The 26,328-nt window shown below is 63.7% G+C and carries 11 protein-coding genes; 3 read left to right on the top strand and 8 right to left on the bottom strand.

Annotation, left to right across the window (positions count from 1 at the left end; translation table 11 throughout):
* Positions 1-66: 66 nt before the first annotated feature.
* From VGN72_03680 to VGN72_03660, 5 genes are all read right to left on the bottom strand, one after another.
* Positions 67-2,013, bottom strand: coding sequence for a glycoside hydrolase family 2 TIM barrel-domain containing protein (locus VGN72_03680; protein HEV7298440.1), 1,947 nt, complete (start codon positions 2,011-2,013; stop codon positions 67-69).
* Between the two features lie 148 nt (positions 2,014-2,161).
* Positions 2,162-4,921: a PA14 domain-containing protein gene (locus tag VGN72_03675; GenBank protein HEV7298439.1), complete on the bottom strand. Its 2,760-nt coding sequence runs from the start codon at positions 4,919-4,921 to the stop codon at positions 2,162-2,164.
* A gap of 218 nt (positions 4,922-5,139) precedes the next feature.
* Complete coding sequence (locus tag VGN72_03670) at positions 5,140-9,492, bottom strand: hypothetical protein (GenBank protein ID HEV7298438.1); 4,353 nt, start codon at positions 9,490-9,492, stop codon at positions 5,140-5,142.
* 160 nt (positions 9,493-9,652) lie between these two features.
* On the bottom strand, positions 9,653-10,570 hold the full coding sequence (locus VGN72_03665; protein HEV7298437.1) for a type II secretion system protein: 918 nt from the start codon (positions 10,568-10,570) through the stop codon (positions 9,653-9,655).
* 70 nt (positions 10,571-10,640) lie between these two features.
* Positions 10,641-11,852 carry a GntR family transcriptional regulator gene (locus VGN72_03660; GenBank protein ID HEV7298436.1) on the bottom strand — a complete coding sequence of 404 codons (1,212 nt, stop codon included), beginning with the start codon at positions 11,850-11,852 and terminating at the stop codon, positions 10,641-10,643.
* Positions 11,853-12,579: 727 nt separating this feature from the next.
* Here VGN72_03660 and VGN72_03655 point away from each other — a divergent pair.
* Positions 12,580-13,614 (top strand): LacI family DNA-binding transcriptional regulator, encoded by a 1,035-nt coding sequence (locus VGN72_03655; protein ID HEV7298435.1) that lies wholly within the window; start codon positions 12,580-12,582, stop codon positions 13,612-13,614.
* Positions 13,615-13,711: 97 nt separating this feature from the next.
* Here VGN72_03655 and VGN72_03650 read toward each other — a convergent pair whose 3' ends face one another.
* Positions 13,712-16,072, bottom strand: coding sequence for a hypothetical protein (locus VGN72_03650; GenBank protein HEV7298434.1), 2,361 nt, complete (start codon positions 16,070-16,072; stop codon positions 13,712-13,714).
* Positions 16,069-17,391 carry an AGE family epimerase/isomerase gene (locus VGN72_03645; protein HEV7298433.1) on the bottom strand — a complete coding sequence of 441 codons (1,323 nt, stop codon included), beginning with the start codon at positions 17,389-17,391 and terminating at the stop codon, positions 16,069-16,071. The genes VGN72_03650 and VGN72_03645 overlap by 4 nt, the downstream gene beginning before the upstream one ends.
* Before the next feature lie 170 nt (positions 17,392-17,561).
* On the opposite strand from VGN72_03645, the gene VGN72_03640 reads away from it, so the two are divergent.
* Positions 17,562-18,713: a substrate-binding domain-containing protein gene (locus VGN72_03640; GenBank protein HEV7298432.1), complete on the top strand. Its 1,152-nt coding sequence runs from the start codon at positions 17,562-17,564 to the stop codon at positions 18,711-18,713.
* A gap of 145 nt (positions 18,714-18,858) precedes the next feature.
* Positions 18,859-20,925: an alpha-galactosidase gene (locus VGN72_03635; GenBank protein ID HEV7298431.1), complete on the top strand. Its 2,067-nt coding sequence runs from the start codon at positions 18,859-18,861 to the stop codon at positions 20,923-20,925.
* Between the two features lie 106 nt (positions 20,926-21,031).
* On the opposite strand, the gene VGN72_03630 is transcribed toward VGN72_03635, so the two are convergent.
* The gene (locus tag VGN72_03630) at positions 21,032-26,266 is read right to left on the bottom strand and encodes a hypothetical protein (GenBank protein ID HEV7298430.1); all 5,235 of its coding nucleotides are present in this window, start codon (positions 26,264-26,266) and stop codon (positions 21,032-21,034) included.
* Positions 26,267-26,328: the final 62 nt, after the last annotated feature.

The following is a 26,328-nucleotide window of genomic DNA, read 5'->3' as shown; positions in this document are numbered from 1 at the left end:
CCGCCCCGCCCCGCCCCGCCTTTTGCCGTGTCACGCGCATGCCGATCACCCGGTTCAGGTTCCGCTTTACAAGTCACCCCTGAAGGCTTCGCGCAGCGCGTGGTAGGCGGGCTTGGGGTTGCCGTCAAAGTCGATGATGCTCGTATTGCTCGGGCACGGGAAGCAGTCGTGCCCCATCCAGACGATGAACGCCCCGGTCCGAGGGAACCGACCCTTCACCGCACGCGCCGCGACGCCGAGCGCGTCCGCCTGAAGGCGCTGGCTAAGTTGCACGTGGCGGCGAAGCGCTTCAGCTGGCGCAAGCCCATCCGTGGTGAGCCGAAAAGCATCGGGCTGCACCCACCATGCGGAAACGTGGTTCCACAGCGGATTGTCGCGCGTCGGGGGCCAAGCAGGCAGGTCGCCGGCATATCGCTCGATCAGTTCCGCTGACGCCGCGCCGGGCATGCCGCTCTCCGACCGGAACAGCGCGTCGTCACGCTCCCAGTAATCCTGCCACTGCTCGAACGTGCCCGTCATGTTCCACGGGCCGTGGACGTGGTGGTGCCGGCCCTGCCCGAATCGCGCAGCGTCGGCAGCGAACGTGGGCCCGAGGGGTGACGTCGGCAGGTAGCGCGTCTGGGGATCCTCGGTTTCCACGACCTCGGCCATGGCAGCGATGGCCGGATGGGCAAGCGTGAGCGGCGCGTCGGGCCCGGCCTGCAGTTCATTCCCGCCGCACCACAACAGCTTGCACGCGTGGTGCGCGCGCCGCCTGACATAGTCGCGGGCGATCTCGCACAGCTCCGCGATCACGTGCGGACCCCGAGGCGCGTCGTTCTCGTATCCGGACGACGACAGCGGAAATTCCTGCCATACGAGGATGCCTGCCCGGTCGCACAGATCGAAGAATGCCTCGCGCTCGAGGTACGCTCCGCCCCACACCCGCAGCACCGTGCAGCCCATCTCGCGGTACAGATCGATGCGGCGGCGATAGTCGTCGATCGACCAGGCATGATAGTCGAGTCGCACCGGCGTCCAGTTCACCCCCTGCAGGAACACCGGCCGGCCATTCACCTCGCACAGCAACGGCGCCGCGCCGGCGGGCGCATCGGCGCACTGCGTCCAGTCGATTCGCCGAAAGCCCACGTTCACTTCATGGATGAGCAACTCGGCGTCATCGCCGTTCGCCGCCCAGACGCGAAGCACGTAAAGCGGCTGCGCACCATGGCCGTTTGGCCACCACAGGTCGACTTCGTCGGCGTTCAGCCGAAGAGACGCTGGCACGCCGCCGGCTATCGTGATGGAACCCATCGCGATGGAGCGGCCCTCCCGCGACAGTTCTGCCCGCGCTTGCGTCGGTCGATCCGACATCGGTTGCATGTCAATCAAGACGCTGCCGGACCTCCCGTCGAGCCCGACGTCCACCAGCACCTTGACTACCTCTGCCGGAACGTTATCGATGACGAGGGACAAATCGTCCCACACGCCGACCGGCACCAGCCGCGGGCACCAGTCCCAACTGAAGTTGAACCGCGGTTTGAACACGTGCGTGGCGGACGTGCGTCCGATTTGCCCCTGTTCCTCTGGCGGCTGGGTAAATACGATCCGCAGCCGGTGCGGGCGACCGTCGTTCAGCGCGGCCGAGAGATCGATGCGGTGCCGAACGAGCGCGCCGCTGAAGCGCGCGACGACCGCACCGTCGACCAGCACTGCGCCGGCGTAATCTAGTCCATCCGCGTGCAGCACCGCCTGCTCACCAATCGGTATCTCGTCGGCGGCGATGTCGGTGTAGAACTCCCAATCGCGATGTTCGACCCACTCACACGCGCGTGAGTTCAGACCAACGTTCCAGTCCGGGATCACGCCCGCGGCACGCAACGCAGTGTACGCCGAACCAGGCAACGATGCGGGGATCGGCCCCACGTCCGGGCCGAACAACGCGCCGGTCTCCCCGGCCCGCTCCATCAGCCAGTAGTTCGGCCGCCAACCGATGAGATGCCACGGCCGTGCGGCCAAGTCGATTCGTTTCATTCTCTCACTCAACGCGGGAGCAGGATGAAAGCGACGCCTTCCCAGGAACGCGTCGCCCCACAACCTTCGCAATCCCGCACCTAATAGATGGAAAAAAACGCCCGGCCTTCATGGTTATGAGGGCCATGAAGGCCGGGCGACACGACATTTACGAGGCGCCGAGGTCTGCCCAGTCGAACAGTTCCCACGATCGCACCGCGGTGGCCCACGCCTTCAGGACGCCGCCGTTGTTCTGGTCGGAACTGACGAACAGGCCGCTGATCACGGCGCGTAACGCGAACAGGCCGTTGCCCTGATCGACCCACTCAAATTGTTCCCACGTGTCGATAACGGTTGCCGTGTCTGCACGGAGCTGTCCGTTGGCGCCGACGCGTTGGTCGGCCGTGACGAACGTGCCGGTAACACGACTCTTGAGCGCGATGAACCCGCCGCCCGCGTCGACGACGTCGAACTGCTCCCACGCGCCGACGGTCGTGGCCACGGTGGCCTTCAGCCGGCGCAACGAGTCGTTCTGGTCAGACATGACGTACCGGTTGTTGATCGTCGCGCGGAAGCCAATGTTGCGGCCGACCGGCGCGCTCGTCGTGGTCACGGGGACGCCGACCGTGACGTTCGTGAAGTTCGTCGAGCCCGTGGTGAGCGTACTGTGGCTGGTGGCGGCCAGGCCCGCCTTGGCATTCGTGGCCACGCCGATCGACACGGGAGATCCGACCTGCGTCCAACTGGATCCGGAGGTGGAGTACGACGCGGTGAACGTGTTGCCGCTGCGGACCAGCTTCAACCAAACGGGTGCCGCGAGGCCCGCAACACTGCCAGCGTTGGTCGTGGAGCCGCCAACGCTGGAGCGGTACTGAAGCGCGATGCCATTGGTCGGCGTGAGGAAGAGACCGACGTACGGGTCTGCGGCACCGATGCCGCTGCGCACCATCACGCCACCCTTGGCCCACGGGTCCGTGTTCTGCTGTAATGCGACCTGGGCAATGACGGTACCGTCGCCGTTCATCCCCTTGTAGGCGTAATGGAACTGGTCAGACGTGCCCCAGATGTCGCGGCCGTTGCCTTGCAGCGCGAAGGTGCTGCCGCTCTCGCTGGCGGTGCCGGGCAGGTCCGTCTTGCCGACGTCGGCGTTCATCCAACCGCTCGGCAGCGTCGTGGCCACGGGCGAGAGCACGCTGCCGGGGATGACCTGGCTCGGTAACGACTTCGACTCGCCGGGCTTTGCCCAGCCAACGCTCACGCTGTCGCCGCCGGTGCCTTCCTTGTGTACGACCTCGAAATAGTACTTGCGACCGCCTAACAGCGAGACGGGCACCGACTTCTGCTCGGCGAACTTGTTCCACTCGCGCAGGTTCGAATAGCCGGGAACCGTGGCGATCGTCTGCAGGTCGCGCGCGGCGTCGGGCATGCGGCTGAGGCGCAGCTGCACGTTGTCGTCGCCGCTGACCCAGAACGTGTAGAGGCCTTCCTTCGGTGCCGTGATGTACCCCCGAATGCGGCTGCCGTAGTTGTCGCCGCTGAACGTGCCCTCGAGCTGCGTCAGCGTGTTGACCTGCGTCGGCGCGTTCTGCACCGGCACGCCGGCCACGGCGGTGCCGCTCACGCCCGTCCAGACTTCCTGGTAAACGGTTCCCGTCTGCGCGAAGGGTGACGTCGACGTTGGGTCGAGCTTGATCAGCATCAGGCTGTCCGGCACGCCGACCGTCAGGCTTTGTGAGCCGGCGCTGCCGCTGATCGTTGCGTTGCTGGTCGCGTAGGCCCCGGTGCTGGGCGTCATGCGGTGGACGACCGCGGTCGAGCCGAGCGCGGTCTTGAAGTTCAGCGTCACGTTGACGTTGGGGTTGTTGATATCGCCGCCCGTGTTGTTGCTGACGGGCTTGCTCTGCCAGAGCATGAGGTAGAAGTCGCCGTTGGCCTTTTGCAGCAGCTGGGATCGGATCGACGGGTCGCCACCACTGATGCTGAAGTCGAGCGAGCCAGCGTTGAAGGTTGGGTAGTTCCAAGTGTTGGCCGCGTCGTTCCACGTGGCGTCGCCGAGCGTGTTCAGCAGGTACTTCATGGCAGCACCGGCAGGCTGGTTGTAGAGCTCGAAGCCCTCGTTGCTGCCGTAGAAGCTGAACATGAACGTGCGCGCCACGCCGTGCTTGAAGTATTCGGCCGCCAGGATGCTGTCGGCCTTGGCTTGGGCGGCGCGGGTCATCGGGCCGAAGCGGCTCACGCTGTAGCCGCCCTCGCCGACGATGAAGCCCTTCTCGGGTCCGTCGAGCGCCGAATCCAGGCGGTTGCGGTTCACGAAGAAGTCGTTGATCCCGTCGACGAACAGCGGCGGCTTCTGCGGGCCGGGGTAGTAGTGCATGTTGCCCAGATCGGCCTTTGTGGTGTGGAAGCCGTGCCAGTCGCCGTAGGTGGTCGAGTAGATCGCCAGCGGCGTGTCGCGCGTGGCGGGATCCCCCTTCAGCGCGTCCCAGTACCCGGCCTGCGCGTTCTGCGCGATCGTCTCGTAACCCTGGTCATAGAACGCGGTGTTGTCGACCTCGTTGTTCCCCTCAAGCATCGCGATGCTGCCGGGCAGGAACTCCTTGTACTTGGCGACCAGACCCGCGGGCGACGGTTCCTTATTGATCGTCATCAGGTAGCGTAGGCCGTACTGGTCGAACGCCTGGTTGTGTTTCGCGACCCAGTTCGGGTCTTCTTGGCGGATGATCGCGCTGCGGGAGTAGCGGAACCCGTACTCGCGGAAGCGATGGAGGTCGGTGAGGGCGTTGCCGCCGCCACCGTTGACGCCGACCGACTCGACAAACGCATCAGCACTGGCGGCGGGAACGACCGCAAAGAGCCGACGACACTCGAGGGATTCGATCACGGCGTGGGACGCCGCGGTTACACGGGGAGAACGTGAGCGAACGGACATGCGATATCCTCCGGATAGGAGTGAAGGGAAGTGAGGGCAGGCACGGTCGTCGCATGCACGATGACCGGTCCGAGGTACGCACAGGTATTGATGACATGTCGCCTGACGATCGCGTCAGCAAACAGCCATTCGACTTAAAGCACAGCGGGTTAACTCAACACGGCCAATGCTTGGAATTTGTGAGAACGCGAAAGCGGCACGTCGGCCCGCCACGCGCGCTATTTGATTAGCCCCTGCCACCAACGCCACGTCGGCGCCGGCTCCTGGTCGATTCCGGGCTGCCACGCGACCGACTGCTTGTGACGACCGAAGTCGTCGTCGTTGGCTAAAACGTTGATCGCTACGGAACCACTTTCGACAACGGACGGCCGGGCGATGCGCAGGCGGTACCACGTCGTCGCGGCACCGTCTACACGCTCAACCTTGGCCGTGGCTTGCTCGGGCGGCATCGGCGACCACGCACCGCTTGCGCCGTCGCGGCGGAAGACCCTGGTTCCGTCCGCGGGCAGGCCAAGCTGCAACGGAGTGCCGCCGGCGCTGACAATCGCGACCCGCAGCGCATCGCCGGTCTCGATCGCGTCCAAAGCGCTGGCGGCACGGAACACGTCGTCCCGTATCGCAGCGGTGACGTACAGGTGTGCCGCGTCCTGCCGTACCCACACCCGACCAGACAGATCGCTATCGCCCTGCCACCACTTCGACGAGTCGGGCTGTTTCGCCCACTCGTTGATGACGTGCTCCTCGGTCAGGTCGCCATCAGGAACCACACTGTCCCATGACGCGACCGGCCCATCCCACGTCTGCTCGGCGTCGAGCGGACGCACGACCGGACGAATCGCGACGACGGCGCGCTCACGTGCCAGCACGTTTGTTCCTTGGCGCAGCTCGAACGAGATCGCATTGCCATCGCCCGACGCCGCGCCCTTGGCCGCGGCCAGTTCGTCCGGGCCGCCGCTCAGCAGCTTCCATCCCTGCGAGCCGCTCAGCACGCGAACGGCTATTACGTTGCGCCCCGCCTGCAGCGGCATGTCGAAGGTATGCTCGAGGATTGACTGCGGCCCTGCGTTTCCTGTCGCCAACGTGTCGAAGACGGGCCGGCCGTTGACGAACCATTGCTGCCACCAGTCGGCGCTGCTGCCGACGCGGATCGTTTGTGCTGCGGGTGATTCAAGTTCGGCGAACAGAACTGCCTCGCGCTGCTCGGCAACGCCGCCGCCAAGGGACGAGAGGTCAACTTGCCCGTCGATTGAGCGAGCCGACTGGGGCTGAACCGTCTGACCCTGTACCTCTATTCGTTCCGGCACGCGCGTGCTGAACTGCGTTACGTCAACCGCGCCCGTCGGCACCGGTGCAAACACGGTCCAACCTTGCGGCCACGCCAGGGTCTGCCTTTCGGCGGCAACCGTCACGGGAACCGTCACTGCTTGCGTCGTGTTGGCTGGCACCATCAACTCAACGTCCGGCTGCTGCAGGGCCACGCCCGTCGCTTGGCCCGTGGTAACAAGGAGCGTCGCAGCGAGCGGCTGATCGGATTGATTTCGCACTTGCACGGTGAGCACATCGCTCGCGCCTGGCGACACGGTGACCACAGGATTCACCATCAACGGTGACGGAAGGACCGCCACCGTCGCCGGCGCGCTTGCGTCGCGCCACGTGACGTAACCGGGATCCAGTTCCAGCGGCACGGTGACCACCCCGCCGCGCCCGGCATGAGGGAGCGGCGTGACATTGCCGAACAGATCGACTATCCGTACATCCGTCACGCCTTGCGGGCCATCGGAAAGGCGAAGGGTGACCGTACCACCCCCGCGGCCGGTCGCCCACATGCAGATCGCGCGCCCGTCACCGTCCTTCTGTGCAAACAGATACGCTTCACCACCGTTGTCGCTAGACGCGCTCACCTCGAGCTTACGGGAGAATGTCAGGCCTTTCAGCGTCCTGGCCATCGTTCGATAGCTGAGGACGACGGGCCGTGGCTCGCGCACGTTCTTCGTGTTGGTGTAGTCTCCGTCGCCGCCCAGGATGTTCAGTCGAAACCACATCAGCGTAGGCATGCCGACGCTCTGGGCGTAGACCATCTTCTCGACGGCCGTTCGGGCCTGGATGCGCTTCTGGCCCGGGGTGCGGGCGCTGACGCCACTTTCGGTGTCCATGATCGGCCGGTCGGCCTTGCCGTGTTGCTTGGCGAGCGTGTACATGCGCTCGTACGCCACGCGCTCCGATCGCGCGCCGGGGCCGTGTGCGTGGAAGGCCCAGCATTGAATGGATTCGGAGGGTACGAGTTCGATGAACCTGCGCGCCCGACGATCCGCTTCCTCTCCCGCATGACACAGGCCGCCGTTCATGACAATGGCGTTGGGATTGCCCCGCCGAATGGCCGCGGAGATCTCGACGAACCCCTTCACGTACTCGTCGATCGGCCCGGGGTAGAAGAACGTCAGGTCCGGTTCGTTGCCAAGCTCCCAGTAAGTAATGCGATCGCCGAACGTCTTGGCTCTGGCTTCCGATTTCGCAGCCACGTCCCGCACTTCTTGGGCGCGCCGCGATGGGTCCTCATCCCACGGCACGTCCGCGAAAACGGTGTTCCGGATGTTGTACCTATCGAATGCCGCGAACGCGGGGGCCCAGTCGTCGTTGATGCGGTTGGCACCATTGCCACGCGTGATGTCGCAGCCCATGAAGTCCAACCACTGCATCCAGCGCTCGTCGGCGTAGCCAACACCGGAGTCAACGCCGTACATGAACTCACCTGGCTTCGCCTTGGCGATCTGGGAACGTTCGGCGACCATCAGGTCGATGCTGGGCGAGATCAACGCCTGCCGTTCGCCGGTGGCCGTCCTGCGGCCGACGTCCAGCACCAGGGTGTAAACGCCCTGCGGCAAACCGGTGCTGTCGAACGGGACGCGCAGGTCGAACGGCCCGTCGCCGGCGATCCTCGCCTGCGCGTCGCGCGACCACATTTCGCGCCCCAGGTCATCGGTCAACCGTACCGTGTACTCCGCCGGCAGATCGACACGCGCGAGGTTTCGCATCTTGAGCGTAAAATCGAGCGCCTCGCCCGGCTCGAACACGAACAGGTCACGCCCAGCATCAAGGCCATCGAACCTCAACAGCCGCGCGTAGTCGGGGTCGGCGTCCCGATCGAATCCACGAATGAAAATGCTCCGCAGTTGCACCGGCCCATTGCACGAGTTGTAGCGCAGGTCCCAACCGTCGGACATCATCGCCTTCGGATCGCTGCCGTGCGAGCCCGCCGAGAACGTCGCATCGTCGATCTGAGCGTGCATCTGCTGCCACTTGGGATTGTTGCCCCACCCGCTCGCGATCTGTCGACTGCCGGCGCCTGCGTCGGCAGTCAGCGTCACGGGCGCGTTAGCTTCATTGCGGTACGTCACCCGCACGTCGACGGCGGGCATCTTGCCATCGCGGAAGCGCTCGTCGGTCACCTTCATCACCATCGAGTGCCACCACCCGTCACCGCCGCGCGAGCCCGTGCTTGTCCAAGCCCACTGCTTGGATCCGCCCACCGTCAACTGCACCGGCTTTGCATCGGCTCGGTCGAACTCAAGTCCCCGCGCAATGGGTTGCTGGTCGAAGATGATGAACAGGTCCAGCGGCCCGGCGACCGCAACCGCCTGCTCATACGCAATGGCAGTACGGCGGCTTTCGCCGCTACCGACGTCCACCGACAACCTTGCGCCGTACGCACCCGTCTGTCGGTCGGCGGCGTCGAACGTGAACGTGATCGGCGTGATGACCGGCTGGTCTGTTTCCGTAGCCCGCGCGGCGAGCGTTACGTCTTGCACCGTCGTTCCGATTACTCTGCCGCCCGCGTCCACGATCTCAAGCCGTGCGACGGCGTTTGCCGCTAGAAGCGCCTCGTTTTTGACTTTGAACGTAATCTGGTTGGACTCGCCTGGCGCGACAATGAACCCGCGATCGTCGGTCACGTCCTTTATCGACAGGTATCGCGCCCATTCGTCGGGCGCGGGGTTCGCGGGATTGCGCCCGGTCACGGTGATGCGCTTGATGTGAAGATCGCCGGCCCAAGCGTTCAAGCGAAGGTCGAACCCGTCGACCGGCAGCTTCTTCGGGTCGTTTCCGGTCGCACGGCCGCCGAAGTAGGCGTCGTCGATCGTGCAGTGGAGCGTCTGCCATTCCTTCTTGTTTCCCCAACCGCTCCCCACCACCTGGCTGCCGCGCGCGGTGTCGGCAACGAGTTCTACCTTCGTGTTCCCTTCGTGCATGTAGACGACTTCCACGTCGACCACCGGCACCTTGCCCTTCTTGAACCGCTCGTCCGTAATCGTGAAAAGGAACGACCGCGCCCACTCGTCGGCGGGCACCGACTTGTGGCGGCTGACCCACGCCTCCGTGCCCTTCACCTCGACCGGTTGCACGCCGACGCCCTCCATTGTCATCCCCTGCTCTTGCAGCGTGCGCGTGGCGACGACCGACGTTTGCAGTGGTTGGGTTGCCGCGGCGGTAACCTCGAAGCTAGCAAGCGCGACGACGGCCAAGAAGAGACGGCAGAGCATGAAACGGCGTGGCTGGAATACGTGAATATTCATCGTCGCTTGTACCTTGGATCAGGGAGCGTGAGGTCGGCGAGCGAATTTCGCGGCAACTACAAGCTGACCCGATAGCCTTTGAACGAGACTAGTCAATCGGCCCACCGCCGACGCAGATCGACAGCGCCAGAACGTGCATCGACCTTACGTTGCGATTGGACTAAAGCGGTCCGGAAGCTGGCGTAGCCTTCCACATGCGGTTGTCCCACAGTAACAGGTTGGCACCGTCCAGCTTGAACTTCATCTGATCGACGTAAAGCAACTCTGCGTGGCCATCGAGGAACACGAAGTTTGCCGCAGGACGCGCATTACTTCCGTGCCGGAATGAGGGCTTTAGCATGCCCCAGTCGGTGCTGCCATCGCCAATCATGATCAACTCGCTAGCGCGTTTGGCACTGATGCGGCCGGGGCGCTCTTTGCCCCACGTCGCACCATGATGCCAGCTCGACTCGACGACGTTGAACGCCAATCGGCTGTGCAGGTTCTGTTGAATGACGAACCAGCCCCAGACACCATTAATCTGATAATGCGAGAACAGTGGGCGGCCGCCAATGACGAAGGCTTGGCTGTCAACGCCAGCAAGCTTCTCGTCAGCACCCAAGTGACGGGGAAGCAACCCTTGAGTTGTCCCGCCGAAATAGCTTGGCACCCTCACCAGTCGGGATTGGGATCCACCGGCATAGAGTTCACCTTCCGGGCACATCAATACGCCCGACATGCGGACGTTGGGCAGAACGGTGCCGTTCGAGTGGCTGACCGATTCGACCTGGGATGCCGGCAGATACTTCAGGTCGAGCAGGACGGGGTAGGCTACCGCCTCGTATCGCCAGTCGCCGGGGGTCTTCTGCCGATACGACGGCGGCAGTCGGTCGCCGCCGCCATAGTTGGCCGCATAGTTGAAGAACGCGAGGGATTGCTGCCGAAGGTTCGAGGCGCAAACGACCGCCCGTGCGGAAGCGCGCGCCTTCGACAGTGCCGGAAGAAGGATGCTGATTAGTACGGCGATGATGCCAATTACGACCAGCAGTTCGACGAGCGTAAACGCATCGCGGAAGGATGTACGTGTTCTCATAGACATGACAGGCTCCCTATCTCGTAGCTATCGAAGTGCGGCCCGGCCGCAGCGTGTGCCGAACCGAACGTGCGCCTCACGCGCCAGCTGCATCAATCTCGACCAGCTTCGGCGGGCACGTCCGCTGCTGGGGGGCCGAAGGGGCCTTACCCGCCGAACGGTCGAGCAGGAGTTGCACCAGCTCGCGGGCGATCTCCCGATTCTGCTTGTCGACGGTCGCCGCGGGCGGGACCGGCTCCCACTGCCGCTCGGAATTGTCACGCCAGCTGCCGTCGTATCCGACGACCATCACGTCGCGCCCCGGCGTCTTCCCGAGCAGGCGAAGCGCACCGTTCAGCCGATACGCGACGCGGTCGTTGATCGCCAGGAACGCGGTGACCGGCTCGGGCGCGTTGAGGTGTTCGAGGAGGTAACCGGCGTAGGCTCGCGTGAGATGGGCGTAGGCGGCAGGGTCGTGGTCCACGCTCTCCTCGATCTCGAGCGGAAACGGCATGGTCCGAATGCCGGGCAACGCCTCGAGCCCGGCGGCGGCCATCGCCCGTTCATAGCCCTCGCGCCGCCGGCGCACCCAGGTTTGCGGCGCGGCCGTCTCGTCGATGTCGCTCATGAATCGCGCGATTCGCCTGTGGCCACGAGCGATGAGCCAATCCGCCAGTTGCGCCGCGCCGTCCGCATGGTCCGAGGTCACCCGATCAAACTCGTCCAACGCCGGAGCGTCGCCGTAGGCGACCACGGGGATGCCGTGCTGCCGGCATGAGACCAGGATCTGGCGCCCCGGCACCGTGTCCGCAACGTTGTACGTGAGCAGCACGCCAAAGGGACGGTGCTGCGCGATGTACTGCGGACCACCGGCCCGCAGCCGGTCCGGGTGAACGGTCAGCGCATTCAGCCCCGCACGGCCAATGAGGGCGGCGGCTTCGGTATCAATGAAGGTGTCGTATCCCGACGAGCGCCACCACGGATGCTCGTCGTCCATATATGTGTCGGTCACGATGGCAACGGTATGTGCGAGCAGCGCGCCATCACTGGCGACGGGCGCCGGCCCGCGCACCACCCGCCGGGCCTTCTCCCGTGCTGGCCCGACCATCCCCTCGGTCGTCAACTGATCTACCACCGCCCGCACGGTCTCACGCGCCACGCCTAGTTCACGTGCGAGCACCCGCTCCGACGGCAACAGCTCTCCGGGTCCGAAGCGCCCCTCGGTGATCCAGGAGCGCAGCAGGCGAGCCACCTTCGTCCGTGGCGGCAGCAGTGCCAGACTGATGTTGTCGCTCGCTTCGGTCACCATAGAAACGCCACCTGTCGAACCAACCACATATCGTCCAGATGGAATAACCTACCACATTTCCGGTGACATGCAAATCGGACAGTCAAATGGCCGTGATTCACGGCACAATCTGGGTCAATTCTGGGCTGCCAAGCTAATCCTTCTGGTCTGTGGATCCAATCCTAGTGACCCCCCTCAGCATCTTGGCGGCGAACACCGGGCTAGATCGGTTGGTGGTCTTGAACCGGTAAAGCGGTGACCCGAGCGGCCTAGACTTCACGAACCGTTTAGTGACAACCGCAGCCGTGCTCGAACCTAGCACGTTTGCAATAGCCGAACTCGCGATCTTTGGATCTCGCCGCCCTTCACGGTCAACTTCATTGCCCGAACCGACAGCGTCCTGCGGATCGTGGAGGTCGGCGACGGACGGCTACAGACTTCGTCGGCTGGAGTGCCAAACGCTCCGCGGTGTGGCTCGACGAGCGGGTAGCGGCGTGGTAAGGGCCTCCCTTTCTGCCCCTTCCGCACGCCCCCCGATCCCGACGCGGGTGTAAACTGGCAGCGGTAAATAGGGCAAAGAGTTCGGGGATGTTGAGGTGGCCGGGAGTTTCCACGTCGCGTTCGAGGTTCACTCTCTTCCCTTTCGAGCGACACGTCCAGACAATGGGGTTTTCGCTTACTTTCGCAGACAAATGGCGGTTCTTGTGTTAACCTTTTCTGATCATATATATTGGTCAGGCTGAGCATTATGGCTGTCACGATTAACACTATCGCAAAGCACACGGGTCTGAGCCGGCAGACCGTGGCGTTCGTGTTGGGTGATCGGCCGCACCTGTTTCGCGAGGAGACGCGGAACAAGGTGTTTGAGGCCGCCGAGCGGCTGGGTTACCGCCGCAATGCGGCAGCGGTGGCGATGACGCGTGGGCGGTACAACGCGCTCGGTCTGCTGCAGACGTCGAAGGTCGGCCTGGGCCTGGTTCATGGCAACATGCTGGCGGCCTTGATGGAGGAGATGCGGGTAATCGGCATGCATCTCAGCCTGGGCCAGGTGGACGACGAGGTCCTGACCGACGAGGCGGCATTGCCGAACCTGATGAATGCCTGGGCGGTCGACGGACTCATCATTTCGTACGTCGCCGACTTCCCGCAGCGGCTCACCGAAATCCTCGAGCGTTACCGCCTGCCGGCCATCTGGACGAACGTCGTGCGACCGTTCGACGCTGTGCACCCGGACGACTACGGCGGCGTCCGCGAGGCCACGCGAAGGCTTCTGGAAATGGGACACCGTTCGATCGGGTTCCTGCGATACCATGAGTTTGTCCACTACAGTTGCGCCGCACGCTCAAAGGGTTATCAGGACGCGATGACCGCCGCTGGCCTGCAGCCGCGCATGCTCGGACGACCCGTCGACGTAAGCTTGCCCCACCATTCGCGACACTTCGATGTGCAGTGTCAGGACGTCGACCAATGGCTCAGCGCGGCCGACCGGCCGACCGCTGTCATCGTAGACGACGACGAGGTGGTGCCGATTCTCGTCCATCAATGCGCGCTGAAAGGCATAGCGATCGGCCGCGACATGTCGGTGATCCAAGTATCGCGCGACCTGCTCGCACCGCTGGGGACGCGACTTGCGACGGCGCGCGTGCCGACCGGGGACATCGGGCACATGGCGGTCCCGCTTCTGCTCAAGAAGATCAAGACGCCTGAAACGCAGTTGCCAACCGTGGCCGTCCCCTATCACTTCGTTCACATGGACTCGTCGTGCGTTGCGGTTAAGCGCTAACAGCGCACATCGCCGCGCACGATTCAGCCCTACCCAGATCTCGCTTACAGCTTGGCCGACATTAAATTGCAGTCGCATGTTCGCGCCGGCGCGTGCTTTACCGGCACGGGTACGCGAGCAGGCGACCGATCGCTTCACCCCGTTCGATGCCCGATGCGATCAGGTGCTGGACGGACATCTTGGCGGCGCGCGTGTGACTGAAGTTGTCCTTCCAATAGTTCTCCGTTACCACCGAATAGAAGTGAGCGTTCGACGGCACGAATGCCTTGCGGCCGGTTCGGAGCGAGATGCTCTGAAAACAGCCCAAGGGCGTGTCCGGTGTCGCCAGCACGATGCAGCGGCGATCGGTGGTCGCTTTCACGCCGTCGTGGACCATCTGGTATTCTCCGCACGAGTCGGGCATCTGATCGTGTCCGACGCGCGTGGGGTAGCCCAACGATGCGTACGTCATCTCTGCGTCGGGCAGCAAAAATGGGAAGGCAATGAGCACCGCTTGCGGCGCGTGATGCTCGCGGAACCAGAACGTCGTCGTGAGGTCAACCCCGCCAACGGCATCGCGGAATTCCCAATTTTGTCGCGCGCGGTACAGGTTCGGGTGTTCCCATTCGCTCACGAACCTCGCGCCGTAGTGCGACGGCTCTGGCCGCCACGACAGCAGTCGCGGCGACTCGTACTTCATGAGGTGTGCGATGCGCGTCCAATCGTGCGACAGCAGCGGCTCGCGGGCGCCATAACCTTGCGGCAGTTCGAGAACGACCTGTCCTAAGCCGTACGGCGCGTCGGGATCAATCAGTTCGTTTCCGGCCTCGTCCTTCAACGACCGGAGTTTTCCCGCGGCCGCTTCCCATTCCCAAGAGACGCGCGCACTCCGTCCCTTCACTTCGGCCGTTACAGGCGTAGGCATGTCGGCCTGCTGCACGAGTTCAAATACCCGTTCCTGTCCCGGCGGGACCGAGTCGCAGTAGAAGCGCAGGCCGGTGGTCGTCAGGGTCCAGATGTCGTTCGGCACTTCGAACTGCTGTGGCCCCTGCTCGTCGGCTGCCGACCAGGTGGGGCCGATCAGCGCTTCGAAGGGGTAAATCTTTCCCGTCGACACGTCGCGCAACGCGTTGGCCGGCTCGCGAAGCGGTGGGAACGGGATCTGCACCCACCCGCTTCGAAGTGTGCCGCCCGGATTTAGCACGGCCAGCCGTCTGGTCTGCGAGAAGGACCGGAACCGTGGTGAACGCCGGACACCCTCGGCCCATATCACGCGTGCGGCCTCGTCGGCGCGGCAGGCGTAGTCCGCCTTCTGCACGTAGTTGCCGATCGACAACGGCGAGTACGGTTGCGGCAGCGACTCGTACGACGCGAAGGTGTGCTCGGTGAACATCGCGGCGTCAAACCAGCCTTGGCGGAAGCCGGCGTGATGCTCGTCCTGCGCCTGCACCGCCTTTAGCGCCGCGGGAAGTTCCGCTAGTGCCGTCTTGGCGCGCTGCGCCAGGGCCACCTCGGTCGGCATGGAGGTCACCCCGTCCGCCCACCACTCGCCCCAATCACCGCGGACGACGTCGATTCGGTCACCCGCCTCGCGCTCGAGGGTTGAGAGGAACTTGGCCGGTGTGGACAACCGCAACCGCGGGCCATGGCCAGCGTCATTCCAGGCGCGCACGAACTCGCACAGGCCAATCGCGGGTGGATCGTTGTCCATTCGCCACATGTTGGTCACTTGCAAGCCGAGCGTGCGATGGGGGTAATGGCCGAGCGACGACTCGATCTTTCGCGACAGCACCTCACGCGCCGCACGCAACGCGGCCGGGCTTGCGTCCCACGTCTCGCCGATACCTGGGGTGTTGTACCAAACGTCGTGGTACGCCGGCACCGGCCCGCGGCGCCATTCAGCCTCATGGAAGAACGCGAAGCCGGCGGCGTAGTGTAGTCCCGTCCACGCGAGCAGCTTTCGACCATCTGGCCCCTGCCACCAGAAGGGGTACGGCGCGGGCCGTGGCGTGCCACCGTTGTAGGTGTTGATGCCCATCATCACGTACCGCACCCCACGGTCGGACAACGACGGAATCAGACCCCACGGCAGGCCATTGATGTCGTTCTGAAAGCAGGTGCGCGGCCGATACATTTCGAAGAGCGCCGCCGACCGGTCCAGCATCGCTTGCCACTCAGGCTGGGTCAGCAAAGCCGTCGTGTGGAACGGCATGGCCCCGATCTCGAACCGGCCCTCGTCGACCAGCTTTCCGAGCTGCGTTTTTTCCCGTTCGCTTGCTTGCGCGAGGAAGGCCTCCAACTGGAACGTGATCTCGATCGTCCAGTTTAAGCGTGCCTCTTCTGGAAACGAATCGGTCGCCTCGGCCAACGATAGCGCATCGCGCACGTAGCGCGGGAGAAATCGCCATGCCGTGCTCGGAAGATCGGTGTAACCGAAGTCGGCGTGCGTATGGGGGATCAGGTGTATGTCGTCGATCATCGGTGCGAGGGTCCAGTCGCGTAAGCGTCGGCCGCTGTGTTGGGGCGGTTCGGGTTGAGGATCAGGTCGATGCGCGTCAGCGCTTCGGTCATCGACCGGCCCGAGTGATAGTTGATCTTCCAGTTGTTGCCGAGGTGGCTCCACACGGGCGTGCCATCCTCCTTGGCCAGGAAGATCCACTCGCCCAGTTCGTGGTTGATCATGTGGGTGCGCGAGAACTCCCAGCAGGCGTGAAACGCGTTCAGGTAGATCGGGTCGCCAAGCACCTCGTAGGCATCGAGGAAGCCAGGCAGCACTTCCATGTTCTCCCAGAACTCCTTGTCACGATTGGTGGCCGGCCCTTGGTGCGGCCCGCTGCAGAAGACGCCGCCGTGCTTGGGGTCGACGCCGTATCGAACGGCGTGGTCGAGCATGGGCCTGATCGTCTCGGCGTAATGACGGTGGTCCAACCCGAGCACGTCGCCGGCGCGGACGAGCAGCCACGCGAACTCGACGTTGTGTCCGTAGCACGTCGCCTCTTCGTCTGTGTCCAGCGGCTCACCTTGACGCTCGAAGTCCCAGCTTCGGTAGATCGAGCGCGCGGGAATGTTGTTCCAGGCGAAGTCGAACTGCGACATGCAGCATCCGCTGATCGGGTGAATCATCTTCTTCAGGATCAGGTCGATCGTTTCCCTAAGCCGCCGCCGGTGCACTTCTTCGCGCGAGACCTTGTACAGCGTGGTGAACGCTTCCATCACGTGCATGTGCGTGTTGAGCGTCTTGCGGTCGCCGGCCATTTTGCCGCCACCACACGACCGCCAGTCTTCCTCAAGATTCTCAAGGTATCCGCCGTTTTCGACGTCCACCGCGTACTTCTGAAGGCAGTCGAACGTACGGCAAGCGTAGTCGAGCGCGGCAGGGTCTTCGGAGACGTCGTGATACTCGGATAACGCGTAGATCGCGAACGCGATACCGTAGACGACCTTGCCGGGGTCGATCAGAGTGCCGTCACGGGCGGTCATCCAGTACCAGCCACCATGGCGATCGTCCCAGAAGTTGCGCACGAGAAAGTCGAAACCCTGCCGAGCCGCCTGTAGGTGCAGCGGGTTGCGCGTGTGGCGGTAAAAGTTACAAAACCCCCAGATCGCGCGCGTCTGCGAGATGATGCTTTTGTCCGATTCGCCGGGAATGAAGTTGCCATTCTGGTCGAAGCGAACGTTGAACCCGCCATACTCCCGATCGATGGAACGTTCGGTCCAGAAGCGCACGATGCCGTTCTCAAAATGCTCGCGGATCTCCTCGCTCGCCCGCCGCAGGGCCCATACATCCTGATCGTCCATCCGCCGTTCTCCTTGGGATCCCGCCCGCACGCAACTCACCTACTGGCGCGTTGCGGCTAGCCGCACCTAATCTGCCACAGGCCCAGTAGAAACAAAGACGCAAATCGCGTCATTGTTGTAACAATATGCGAATGACGTTAGCTTTAATGGGCGAGCGTGTTGGTAAACCAATGGCCGACTCCCCCATCCGCATCGCAGTGCGTCTTCCCGATTCCGGATATATGGGTCGCATCTTGCTCGGTGCGCTGCGGGCGACGCACGCGCGCAACTGGATCGTCGGGTTAGGGGAGAACGCGCCGGACTTTATGCTGCGGTGCGGTATGCGCGGCATGATCGGATCGGCAATCGATCGGCCGGGGCCGCTAGATTATGAACGGGCGGGCATCCCGTACGTGAGCGTGCTGCGGTTGGGGCAACCTGGTTGCGTTGCCGGAGTCATCCTGGATCACCATCAGATTGGACGGCTGGCTGGCGAGCACCTGCTGGAGAGAGGATTTCGGCATTTTGGCTTTGTCGGGTACCCGATCCAAGGTACGGAACGGCGAATCGGGTTTCGTGAGGCGATCGGCACGCGGGCGCGCAGCTTTTCGGTTTGTCCCGTGGCGTATCACAACACGCCCGAGGAGTTCGACGCTATGTTGAGCTGGCTCACCGCACTGCCGAAGCCCGTCGGCGTGTTTGCTGCAGACGACCCGATCGGTGGCGCGGTCACCGAAGTCTGCCAGCTGGGCCGCATCGCTGTCCCATCGGAAGTGGCCGTCGTCTCAGTGAACGATGACGGCGTGCGCACGTTGGCGTCGGAACCGGAGTTGACGAGCGTGCGCGTGCCGTGGGAACGGGTGGGAACCGAGGCCGTCCACCTCTTGGCCGAGCACCTCACGGATCCGCGGGCGGCGCGCAGATCGAGCATCCTGCCACCATCGGGCATCGCCGTTCGCGGATCGAGTGACATTCTTGTCATGTCCGACGCCGAAGCTGCAGCAGCCGCGGCGTTCATCCAGCAGAACGCCCACCGCCAGATCACCGTTGACCAGGTCGCCGATGCGACGACCATCAGCCGGCGCCTGCTGGAACGTCGCTTTAAGGCCGCGACTGGCCGAACGTTGTTAGGACACATCCGCCGGACGCGTCTGGACCGCGCGCGGCAGATGCTGACCGACTCGACCCTGCGCGTCAGCGACGTCGCCAAGGTTTGCGGATTCGGGACGCGCGCCCAGTTCCACCGCTTGTTCCAGCACGATACGGGTGCCACGCCCCACGAGTACCGCCAGCGCAATCGCGATGCGTCATGCTCAAACGCGCCTGGCAATAGGGTGGAGTGACGCCACCGTCTACCAGCTTCATTAGCGGCCGAGATGTCCACGTGACGCCCCTCTTCCGATTCCTGCCCGCTTGGGTTACATAGTCGCTCCCGTCGGCGAACAACGCTGACATGTGCTCCACGTCTTATCCTGCAGGTAAACCTCCATGAACAACGATCACCTCACGATCGACCTTCTTCCCGCGAACGACGACACGCTCTGGCGATGCGTCGCCCGCACGGGCGAACACGCATTGGCGTTCGCCGCCCCATCCCTGGTGATCGACGGCGAGCGCGTCGCGATGCGCCCGGCATCGCTCAAGCCGAGCGTGGAGCCGCGCACGCTTCGCAACGGTGTCGTTGAACACCAATGGCGTGGCGACGTGGGCCATGTCGGCGATGGCCTGTCGATCACGATCACATTCCGTGTCGCGGCGGACAGCCCGGTCGTCCGATTTCGTTACACGATCGAATCGAAACGGCCGCGGCGCCTCACCAATCGTACGGCTGGCGACGTGCCGACTTATGCGCAGTTCTCACTGTCAGCCTGGCCTGACGTTACCGAGGTGCGTCTGAGCGAGTTCGTCGACCTCGTCCACAGTTTTGCACCGAACGAAGTGCCCGTTCGGCAGAAGGAGTTCGACGCCAGTCTTGGCATTATGGGCCCGATTCTGCTTGCAGGCGACGGGCACGCGCATGTGCTGTTCGCTTACGAGCACGGTTCAACATTCCCCGATGCCTACCTCCGCTTCGACCTCACGGCCGACCGGACGGTCACGCTGAACGGCGTGAAAGGAAACTGCCTGAACGGCCAACTGCTGGGACCGTCTGACCCCTTCGAAAGTGTCTGGTTCGATGTTGCGATCGTCGCCGGCCACCGCGACCAGATCGCGACGCAGTTTCGTGAATTCGTTCGGCTGCACCAATGCGAGAACCTTGAGACGCGCAAGCCTTACGTCTTCTACAACACCTGGAACTTCCAGGAGCGCAACTTCAACTGGCACAAAAAGCCATACCTGGCCGACATGCGGCAGGAACGCATCTTGGCCGAGATCGAAGTGGCGCACCGGATGGGGATCGAGGTGTTCGTGATCGACACCGGCTGGTTCGCGCACACGGGGGATTGGCAGGTGAATCCGGATCGATTCACCGATAACCTGCGGACCGTCAAACAACGGCTGGACCAGCACGGAATGAAGCTGGGACTATGGTTTGACAGCGCCGCTGCGCTGGACAGCGCGGCGTACAAGGAACACCGCGATTGCGTGACGCGCCAGGGCGACGGTGAGCCAAAGGTGCACGAGATCTGGGAGACGCCGGCCTCTTTGCGGTTGTGTCTCGTCAGCCGGTATTGGCGCCGGTTCGCCGACGAGTTGATCCGGCTGTCGCGTGAGGTGGGTGTCACGTACTTCAAGTGGGACGCCATCAGCCAGTACGACTGCGACGCCTCCGGCCACAACCATGGTGGGCCCGAACACTCAGTTGACGAGCGGCGTGACGCGTGCGCCTACCAACTCCCGATCTACCTCAGCAAGATCGTCGAGCGGCTGACCGAGGCATGCCCCGGCGCCATCGTTGACTTCGACATGACCGAACGCGGCCGCTGCTTCGGGCTTAGCTTTCTCGCCGTCGGCAAGTTCTTTCTCGTCAACAACGGTCCGTACTTCTGGGACTTCAATATCCCCCGCGCTAACATTGCCGACGGCAACGCGAACCTGCTGTTCTACCCCGGCCGTGCGCGACCGTGGTTCATGCGCTACCCGCTTGCGTTCGACCGGTGGATCCCGTCGAACCTGTTTCTGACTCACTACCTGCCCGACGATCCTGCCGGCAGTCAGGACAACTGTGTAGCCTCGCTCGTGCTCGGGCAGAACGGCATCTGGGGCGATCTGCTGGCGATCTCGCCCGAGGGCGTCAAGCGAATCGGCGACGGCGTGGCCGCGTACAAAGCGGTGCGCGATGATGTCGCCGCCGCACCACCCGTGCGAAACGGGACTACGGGCGCGACGCCTGAATGGCATGAGAAGCTGAACCCTGCGACCGGTCGCGGCATTGTCTGCGCGTTCGCCAACGTGCCAGGGACGTACGTCTACGTCACCGAGCATCCGGTCGCGATGGGTGAACCGTGGTGCCACGATGGCGTCCGCGTAGAACGTTTGCCGGATGGGCGAGCCAAGATCAGCGCGACGTTCGTCGCGGACCAAGGGGCAAAGATGACAGTGTTCGGCAACTGAAAGGTCTTACGCGAAAGTCTGCTCGACCTCGCGCGGCCGTCTGGAATCGACGCAGGACCTTTGCCGCCCAGCAGGTGACCTGTGCGACGATGCACCGCGGGCCGCCCTACCAGCGGTAGTACCGATACGGATCATCGCCCAGCTCGTAGTCCGTGCGGTAGTCAGCATGATACAGCGGCGCCGCATCGATCGTTGGCGTTGGCGCGAGCTTCATCTTGGGGGCCGGGCCGTTGAACCCGCCACCGCCAAACTGATCCCATAGGCGAATGGCGATCACGTTCTTGCCGGGCTTGATCAGGCCCGCGGGCAAGGCGTACTTGCGATCGACGTTCCACTGGCTCGTGGCGCTATCCGGGCTGCCGCCGACGCGTTGGCCGTTGACGAAGGTGACGTCGAAATCGTCGATGGGACCGAGTTCCAGGACAAGGTCCCGCGCGGCCATCGCTTCGGTTACGTCGATCGTCTTCCGCAGCACGATCTCACCGTTGGCCGCGGCCCAAGGCGCTCCGAGGTCCTCGAGCGAACCCGGGGCCTTCACTTTGTCCCACTCATCGTCAGCCACCGTCACCGCCAACAGCGCCTCGGCCGATTCGGACATGCCGGGATCGGGGTGGAGGTCGCCGTTGGGGTCTTCGATGCGCGTAACGTACTTGGCGCGCCACGTTCCGGCGAGATCGACGGACGGTTCAACCGCGTCGACAGGCTTGAAGACGCGACGGTCCGCAATGAACTGGCCACCCATGTTGGCAAGCAACTGCGACAGCGCCCTCGTCTGGCGCCAGCGGCTAAAGCGCATGTACGTCTTGCTGTCGGCGTCGAGCGCCGTCGGATCAATCTGAGTGAAGACCGCCACGCCGCGCCCGATCGCCAATCGTGACAGCAATCCGTTGGCTGCCACCTCGCCACCCGAGCGAATCCGGTTCAGGTCGGCCGTGTTCCGCAGGCGCAGATCCGACGGCGATAGCCCGTTTGTCTCCGGCCAACTCGGTAGCGCAAGCGCGCCCGTCGTGCTGCCACTTTCGTAACTTACGCCGAGCCGGCCACTCTCGGCGTCCTGAGCCAGCACCAGCACGCGCCCACCTTGCTCGATGTACGACCGTAGCGCCTCATCGGATACCGATGCACCACTCCCTAAGATCACCAATTGCCCAGCGTCCGGCAGCCCTTCAGCAACCTCGAACGATAGCGCCAGCGATGCAAGCATCTTCTGTCCGGCGTCATCGCCGATGTACACGGCAGGCGCGGACGACCGCTCGCTCGGTTTGGCAGCATAGGAGAGCAACTGGTCGAGCAGGATTCGAGCCGACGGCGTGTGGATCTGATCTTCCAGATCCAACTGACACCAGATCACCCGCCCCTTGCCCACCTGCAATTCCATCAACGGCGAATACGCCAGGTCAAACTCGCATTCGAGAATTGGCGTCCAGCCGCTGTGGTGCGGTTTCTCGATCGCACCCGTGGCGACGGAGCCACGGTTGCCCCAGTGCCATCCGTAATAGGGTGACGACGCGCCAAGCTTTACGTTTGGCCCGGTCATATCGGGCTTCGGCTCGATCAGCGTCGACGAGCCGTTCCAGTCGCGCAAGTCGGCGTCGTCCAGACCAGCCGTGATCGGATGACCTTCGTCGACTCGGAACACGCGCCGCGATACGTGTGGTGAGGTTCGGAAGCCGAAATAGCGAGACAGGACTTCCTGCGACTGCGAGAAGACGATCACAGTACGACCGGCCCGAATTTGCGCTTCGAGTTGCCCGAGCGCGTTCGGATCTCCGTCCAACGCCTGCCGTCCGATGACAACAGGTGATGCTGTACCAGCCGCATCCAAGCCAGCCACCTCCGCACCAACCGATCGCAGCATCTTCGTCGAGAGGCCTCGCGGATCGACCGCGGCCACGGTGCGCTTGGTGGGGACGGGTTGCTTGAACGTGCGAAACGCAAACGTGTCGGTGTGGCTGGTCTGGCCGATTAGCATCTCGATGATGATCTCGCCCGCCTGCTTCGGTTCGGTGGCGTCTGCGGGCAAGGTGAACTCGATCGGCTCGAACCGGTTGGTGGCGGGAAGGATTCGCCCCGCGACCTTGCCACTGGCAACTTCTCGGCCAGCTACGCTGGCCCGCCACGTGCCCGCGTATGGAAGTTCAACGCGTTCGTCATTGATGATCGCGATCTGCTTTGATACCCGATCGCTCGCGGTAAACAGGTGGTCCTTGTCGGTGAAGTGCTCGGCATTGCCACCGGCGATCCACGCGAGCGTCGTGCCACCATTGGCCACAAACACCTTGCCGCTTGGCGTTAGCTTGGAGTGCGGCGGCTGGAAGGTTGCCTTCGCGTGCAGAGGCAGCGTAGGCGCATATCGGCCGCGCTGGCCCGGAACGAAGGCGAGGTCCTCTGTCGTGTTCTGATCGGCATGGTGCGACCAGATGTAGCCTTGGTCCCACGGGATCATGCCACCCGTGATGCCCCACGTCCGCCAGGTGCGCCAGGTGTTCTTGATGAACAGGCTGGTCAACCGCTGCATGTTCTCGGATTGACCGAGCAGCTCGCTGCCAGCGTGCCAGCTCGCGTACTCTTGCTCCTGCTTGAACCGCGTGCGCATCCCCTGTCGGTACTCGTCGGGTTCGGCGGCGTAGGCTTCACGGCCGAAGTAGATTGCCGCAAACTCCGTCAGCCAAGGCTCGGTGAGGATGCTGCCGCCGAAGCCGTTGCGGCCGCGCAGGTAGGTGTTGAACTGCGGCACGCCAAACTCGACGGGCATTAGCGGCATCTCGCCCGATTCGACCCATTCGCTGAGCCACTCCTCGCGCTCCTGCAGCGGGATGAGGTTCAGGTACATGTTGATCGTGTGGACGTCGCCCACGTCGCCACCCTGGTGCGTGATGATGGCGCGCGTCGGGTCGAGCGCGCGGGCGATCTCGACCGCTTCGCGACCGGCTACGCGTGCAGGCTTTTCGTCATACACGCCCCGCCGGCCGATCATTCGCGGGTTCTGATCGTGCGAGTGACCGAAGAAATTGCCGCTGATCGCCCACATAACCACGCTGGGACTGTTCCTTCGACCGCGCAGGTGGTCCGCGACGCGCGGCTGCCAGGCGGTCTTGCCGCGCTCGGTGTTCCAGATCTGACGCCAGTTGGAGTCGATGATCGCCCCGTTCACCGTTGGCAGGACGCCCGAGATTAGCAGGCCGAGCTTGTCGGCCTCGCGGTACCACACGTCGAACGTATGGTCGCTGCCACGGCGGGTGATGTCGTTCGGCCAGACCTCGATGAAGTTGAAGCCCGACTTCTGCAGCCCTGCCAATCGTCCTGCGGCCGCTGATGGAACTCCGTCGAACGCGAAGTAGCCGTTGGGGGCAAGGAACGGTCGCAGGCGGATCGCCGTACCGTTCAGGATGAACTGCTTGCCCTCTGTCCAGAATTCACGGAACCCGAACGTGACCCGCTGCGAGTCGCGCAGATCGCCATCGTTCGTGATGGTCAACCGCAGGTCATACAGGTTCGGCTGTCCGACATCCCATAGCTTTGGGTCCGCCCAGTCCCAACCCGCGCGCACCCGTTGCGTCGCGACCGCTTCAACCTGCACGGTATCGCGAAACGCCTTGACAATGTCGCCCGTGGCGCGGTCAATCACCTCGGCCGACACGGTCGCCCGTCCGGCGGTCGCGACGTCGCGCAGTTCAATGTCGACGCTGAGTTGCTTCTTGCGGACTGAGGTAACGACGGCGACATCGGTCAGATGGGCGCCCCGCGGACGCGAAAGCAGCACGACGTCTCCGGTAAGCCCCCGCGTCTCAAGCGTGCTCTTGCGGCGCGTCACCTGAAGGTCCATCGTCTCCATGAACTCCAGCACCTCCTCGTCGTGCTGGGTCGCGAAGACGTCGATGCGCAGCGAGTGCTTCTTCCCCGGCGACACGAGCGAGGTTAGATCGACCTCGCCGGAGGGCCAGTGGATTTCACCGACGCGCTTATCGTCCACGTAGACCACCGCATCGGTGCTGACGCGATCGAGTCGAAGCACGACGGCTCGACCGTCCCAATCGCGTGGCACCTCGATCGGCCGCTCGTAGGTGGCGGCCTGAAGTTCCTTCAGGTCGATCTGGCCCCACTCGGCTCCGCGCACGACCATTCCGGGCCCCGCACTAGCATGCCAACTGGCGGGCACGCGCACCCAACCCAGATGCCGCTCCTGTGGCTCTTTGATTGTGCCGGGCACGAAGCGCCACAGGCCGTTCAGGACGATCTCACTTCGATGTTCGCCGAGCGCGACGACCGGTTCCTCCCCCCACCGTGGCCGTTCACCGGCAGGCAGGTCGCTAGGCCCATGCGGCGTGATCGTGAGGTCGTCCACATCAAACCGACCGGATGAGCCCCACATGCCGATGTCTACCCGCAACGTCGCGGCGCCAGGTGGAACATCGTAACGCTGGGTGCGCGGCGACCAGTCCATATCGGCCTGAGCGCCGATCTTGGGTGGCCAGCCACCCACCTGCTCGCCCGAGTTGTCGAAGAAGGCACTCTGGACATTTCCCGTCATCCAGGCTTGTTCGCCCTTCTGCAGGTCTGCCATCCTCACGCGCGCGCCGACGGTCACGGCTGACCATTTTGGATCGACGACGATCGAATTGGAGATAATTGCCGACTCGTCCTTCGTCCGGCGGTTAACGCGTAGGAAGTGATTGCCTGCCTCTTCGACGATCGAAACTTGGCTCTGGTCACCTCGCGAGAACCCAACGGGCCAACCGCTGCCAAGCTTCTCGAAGTCCCACCGCAACGTCTGTCCTGCGGCGCTCGGCTGTTCGTCCTTACGTAGAGGTTTCAGCCTGACCCAATCCACTTCGAAGGTGCCGGCGCTGTTCAGGATGAACAATTGAAGCACGACGTTCGCCGCCCCGTCCGGAACTGCGTACACGTGTCGTTGTTCGTGCCAATCGGCATCCGCGGCCACCTGCAACTTCGTCGGCCAACCGCCGACCAGTTCACCGGCGGCGTCCTTGAAGATCACCTGCACCATCGGCGTTTCGTAGTTCTTCTCGCCGGGCGCAACGTCCTTGCCGCGCAGCCGTGACGTCACCTCGACAGATTGCCAAGCCGGGTCGATCGCGATCGACCGCTCGATCATGGCGCTGCCCTGGTGCTTCAGTTGCAGACGCACGAACGAGGTGCCCTGCTCAGTGACCCGCGACACCACTGCCGGGTCGCCCGCCGTCCAACCTGAAAACCATTGTCCCGAATCCGGTGCGTCGAACCCGCTCTGGATCGGTGGCAACGGCTCGGCGTGCGCCGGGCCGACCGCCATCACGAAGGCGAACAGAAATGCCAACTGCAATTTAAGACTCTTCAGCATGCAACAGGTTCTCGTAAGACAAGCGGATCCGGACTGGCACGGTAGCATATGTTGCGGGCAGC

Source organism: Tepidisphaeraceae bacterium (genome assembly GCA_035998445.1).
Taxonomy (GTDB): Bacteria; Planctomycetota; Phycisphaerae; order Tepidisphaerales; family Tepidisphaeraceae; genus DASYHQ01.
Note: the sequence above shows the minus strand (reverse complement) of the source record. Positions and strands in the feature narration are given on the sequence as shown.

Excerpts from the sequence above, each read along its gene's own strand:
- VGN72_03630 (HEV7298430.1), bottom strand. The coding sequence starts at position 26,266 with ATGCTGAAGAGTCTTAAATTGCAGTTGGCATTTCTGTTCGCCTTCGTG.
- VGN72_03680 (HEV7298440.1), bottom strand. The coding sequence starts at position 2,013 with ATGAAACGAATCGACTTGGCCGCACGGCCGTGGCATCTCATCGGTTGG.
- VGN72_03660 (HEV7298436.1), bottom strand. The coding sequence starts at position 11,852 with ATGGTGACCGAAGCGAGCGACAACATCAGTCTGGCACTGCTGCCGCCA.
- VGN72_03655 (HEV7298435.1), top strand. The coding sequence starts at position 12,580 with ATGGCTGTCACGATTAACACTATCGCAAAGCACACGGGTCTGAGCCGG.
- VGN72_03675 (HEV7298439.1), bottom strand. The coding sequence starts at position 4,921 with ATGTCCGTTCGCTCACGTTCTCCCCGTGTAACCGCGGCGTCCCACGCC.
- VGN72_03645 (HEV7298433.1), bottom strand. The coding sequence starts at position 17,391 with ATGGACGATCAGGATGTATGGGCCCTGCGGCGGGCGAGCGAGGAGATC.
- VGN72_03635 (HEV7298431.1), top strand. The coding sequence starts at position 18,859 with ATGAACAACGATCACCTCACGATCGACCTTCTTCCCGCGAACGACGAC.
- VGN72_03650 (HEV7298434.1), bottom strand. The coding sequence starts at position 16,072 with ATGATCGACGACATACACCTGATCCCCCATACGCACGCCGACTTCGGT.
- VGN72_03640 (HEV7298432.1), top strand. The coding sequence starts at position 17,562 with ATGGCCGACTCCCCCATCCGCATCGCAGTGCGTCTTCCCGATTCCGGA.
- VGN72_03670 (HEV7298438.1), bottom strand. The coding sequence starts at position 9,492 with ATGAATATTCACGTATTCCAGCCACGCCGTTTCATGCTCTGCCGTCTC.
- VGN72_03665 (HEV7298437.1), bottom strand. The coding sequence starts at position 10,570 with ATGTCTATGAGAACACGTACATCCTTCCGCGATGCGTTTACGCTCGTC.